General features: G+C 68.9%; 3 protein-coding genes and 1 pseudogene. All 4 read right to left on the bottom strand.

Going from position 1 to position 3,440, the window contains the following annotated elements; translation table 11 throughout:
* Window positions 1-162: 162 nt before the first annotated feature.
* Window positions 163-1,224 carry a hypothetical protein gene (locus A6302_RS19755; protein WP_342586317.1) on the bottom strand — a complete coding sequence of 354 codons (1,062 nt, stop codon included), beginning with the start codon at window positions 1,222-1,224 and terminating at the stop codon, window positions 163-165.
* Between the two features lie 30 nt (window positions 1,225-1,254).
* The gene (locus tag A6302_RS19750; RefSeq protein WP_069308454.1) at window positions 1,255-1,980 is read right to left on the bottom strand and encodes an SDR family oxidoreductase; all 726 of its coding nucleotides are present in this window, start codon (window positions 1,978-1,980) and stop codon (window positions 1,255-1,257) included.
* A gap of 67 nt (window positions 1,981-2,047) precedes the next feature.
* Window positions 2,048-2,819, bottom strand: a pseudogene (locus A6302_RS19745) (SDR family NAD(P)-dependent oxidoreductase).
* 24 nt (window positions 2,820-2,843) lie between these two features.
* Window positions 2,844-3,440 (bottom strand): ABC transporter ATP-binding protein (locus A6302_RS19740; protein ID WP_141704002.1); only part of this gene is annotated, 597 nt, incomplete at its 5' end.

The following is a 3,440-nucleotide window of genomic DNA, read 5'->3' as shown; positions in this document are numbered from 1 at the left end:
ATGTCGATGCCGAGGTTGCAGGCCGAGCCGCCGCCGCGCTCCTCCAGCCCCCAGGCGACGGCGACGCTGTCCTCGGCCGGCCAGGCGTCGATCCGGCGGTTGCGGTCGAGGCACCAGGTGCCTCCGGTGACGAAGCCGCGACGTGCCGCCATGGTCCGCTCCTCAGGCCGCGCGCTTCAGCACCGCTTCGGTGATCTCGATGTCGGTGGCAAGCGCCCGCAGCGGCGTCTGGCCGGTCGACTGAAGCTCGCCGTGATAGGCCTTCACCGCCTCGGCCGGCGCGAGATCGCCGTCGGCGACCGCCCGCATCAGCCTCACCATCGCCAGCGGATTTTCCGCAAGATTGATCTTGCGGCCGAACAGGGCGAGCCGGGCGCCGTATTTCTCGGCCTGGCTCAGGAGCTCGAAACAGTCGCGGGTGGTGCCGGCGCCGCCACCGAGCACGCCGACCACGAGGCTCGGATCGAAGGAAGCCAGCTCTTCGAGGGCCTTCGGACCGTTGTAGACGATCTTCAGGAACTGCGGCCGCTCGGCGCGGGTCAGGCCCGCAAGGCAGCGCACGATGCAGTCGTTGACGTAGAAGGGCAGCACCTCCGGATCGATGCCGGTCGCCACATTCGGGTTGAACACCTCGAGGAAATACCTGAAGCCCATCGCGTCCGCCTCGGCACGGAAGTCGGCGAAGGCCTCCAGCGAGGCATGGTCGGCGTCGAGGTCGTTGTTGAAGGTGATCGAATAGAGGCCGAGGTCGGTGTGGCGCCGCGCCGGATCGAGCGAGGCAGTGCGGAACGGCCGCGAGGGCTTCGTCGCGTAGGTCGCGCCGCGGCCGACCCAGATGTCGGTGGTGTCGTTGGCGCGGATCGCCGGCTTGACCCGGCTTTCGGCAAAGACGCCGCGCTCGGTCAGGAGTTCGAGGTTGGAGGCCGACATCAGCATGATGTCGACGATGTCCTGGGCGACCACCTCGGACACCTTGTCCAGGAATTCGGTGCGCGTCCGGTAGCGGGCAAAGGAACAGTCGGGCTCCAGCTTCGGGCCGCAGGAGGTGATGCTCGGGCCCATGTCGCCGTCCTTGGCGTCGGCGATGATGAAGTCGGCGCGGCGATAGTTGCGGCGCGGATCCGGGCGAGCTTGGCATCGAGGCGGGTCATCGTCCTCGTCTCCTTCTTCCTGGTGTCGACGGAGCCCGGTCGGCCCGTTCGAGCGGGCACTGGCTGTGGGCATCCGCGAGCGGGGCTGAGGTGGTTCAAGGCTCTAGTTGATCATGAAGCCGCCGTCCACCGGCATGGCGAGGCCGTTGAGCATGCTCGCCTCGTCGGAGAGCAAGAACAGGATCACCGAGGCGACCTCCTCGGGCGAGGCGAAATGGCCGAGCGGAATGCGCGACAGCATGCGGCCGGCCTTCTCCTCGTCGCTCCACGCCTTCACCGCCATCGGCGTCAGCGTCACGGTCGGATTGATGCAATTGACCCGGATGCCGAGGCGGCCGAGCTCGTTGGCCATCACCCGGCTCAGGCCGTCGAGCGCGCCCTTGGAGGCGCAATAGGCCGCGTGATCGGCAAAGCCGATGAAGGAGGAGACGCTCGAGACGTTGACGATCGCCCCCTTGGCGCCGCGTGCGAGGGCGCTGCGCGCATATTCCTGCGCCATGATCATCGGCGCCCGCACGTTGACCGCCTGGAGCAGGTCGAAGGTCTCGGGCGTCAGGTCGAGGAAGGAATCGAGGGCGGTGGTGCCGGCATTGTTGACCAGATAGTCGGCCGGCATGGCGGCGAGCGCCGCCGCGCGGGTCGCCTCGGCATCGGCAAGGTCGACGGCGATGGTCCGGCAGCCGATCTCGGCGGCCAGACTGTCGAGATCGTCCTGCGAGCGGGTCAGCGCGATCACCTCGGCGCCGCGGGCCGCCAGCATCTTCGCTGTCGCCCGGCCGATGCCCTTGCCGGCGCCGGTGACGAGCACGCTCTTGCCCGAAAAATCCATGGGGCCTCTCCCTTGTCGGTCCGGAACTGCGGTTCCGTGCGCTTGTTGTTGCGGTCGGCCCCGCCGCTCACCAGAGCGTCAGGCCGCCGTCGGTGACGACGATCGCCCCGGTCATCAGGCTGGAGGCGTCCGAGGCGAGGAAATGCACCGCCGAGGCGACCTCGTCGGGCTCGCCGAGCCGGCCCATCGGCGTGTCGCGCAGCCAGGCTTCCACGACGCCCGGCAGGCGCTTGGCGTAGAGCGTCATCGGCGTCGCGATATAGGTCGGCGCGACGGCATTGACCCGCACGCCGCGCGGCGCCCATTCGGCCGCAAGGCATCTCGTCAGGTGATGCACCGCCGCCTTGGAGGCGTTGTAATAGGACTGGTTCATCGGCCGGTTGACGATCAGGCCGGACATCGAGCCGATGTTGACGATCGCGCCGCGCCCCGCCGCCAGCATGTGCCGGCCGAAGGCGCGGTTGCACCAGAACACGCCGTTGTAGTTGACGTCGTTGACGTTGAGCCAGAGCTCGTCGGTCACGTCTTCCGCGCCCGGCCCGACCCGGCCGATGCCGGCATTGGCGACGAGGATGTCGATCCGCCCGTGGCGCGCGGCCAGCTCGTCGGCAAGCGCCGTGACGGCGGCGCTGTCGGTGACGTCGACGACGGCCGTGGTCGCGGTATAGCCCTTGCCGGCAAGGGTCTCGCGGCCTTCCTCGGCGATGGCGCCGTCGCGGTCGGCGAGCACCACATGGCGCCGGCCTCGGCCAGCGCCTCGGCGCAGGCAAGGCCGATGCCCTGGCCGCCGCCGGTGATCACCGCCACGCGGCGTCGAGGCGAAGCTTTTCAAGATACATCGCTGTCCTCCGGACGGCGCGCCGTCACAGGCGGTTGCCGCTTTTCGCGTCGAAGAGGTGCACCGAGGCAAGATCCGGCGTCACCGTCATGGTCTCGCCCGGGCGCACCGCGAGCCGGTCGCGGAACACGGCGGTCACCGCGTCCTCGCCGAACTTCATGAACACCAGCGTCTCCGACCCGGTCGGCTCCAGCACCGACACGGTGGCGGCGATGCCGGCCGGATCGAGCCGGATGTGTTCGGGACGCATGCCGTAGACCACCTCCCGGCCCGCCGCCGCCTTGCCGGGCGGAACCGGCAGCACCGTGCCCGCCTGCGAGACGAACACCGGCCGCCCGCCCTGCTCGGCAAGCCGGCCCTTCAGGAAGTTCATCGACGGCGAACCGATGAAGCCGGCGACGAACAGGTTGGCCGGATGATCGTAGAGATCGAGCGGCGCGCCGATCTGCTCGACGATGCCGTCGTGCATGACGACGATCTTGTCGGCCATGGTCATCGCCTCGATCTGGTCGTGGGTGACGTAGACGGTGGTCGTCTTCAGGCGCTGGTGCAGCTCCTTGATCTCGGTGCGCATGGCCACGCGCAGCTTGGCGTCGAGGTTGGACAGCGGCTCGTCGAACAG

The sequence above is a fragment of the Methylobrevis pamukkalensis genome, assembly GCF_001720135.1.
GTDB classification, from domain to species: Bacteria; Pseudomonadota; Alphaproteobacteria; order Rhizobiales; family Pleomorphomonadaceae; genus Methylobrevis; species Methylobrevis pamukkalensis.
The sequence above is the reverse complement of the archived record's forward strand: the minus strand, read 5'-3'. Positions and strand labels throughout refer to the sequence as shown.

Bases quoted from the DNA above. Each gene is read 5' to 3' on its own strand.
- A6302_RS19755 (WP_342586317.1), bottom strand. From the start codon at position 1,224: ATGCCCACAGCCAGTGCCCGCTCGAACGGGCCGACCGGGCTCCGTCGA.
- A6302_RS19750 (WP_069308454.1), bottom strand. From the start codon at position 1,980: ATGGATTTTTCGGGCAAGAGCGTGCTCGTCACCGGCGCCGGCAAGGGC.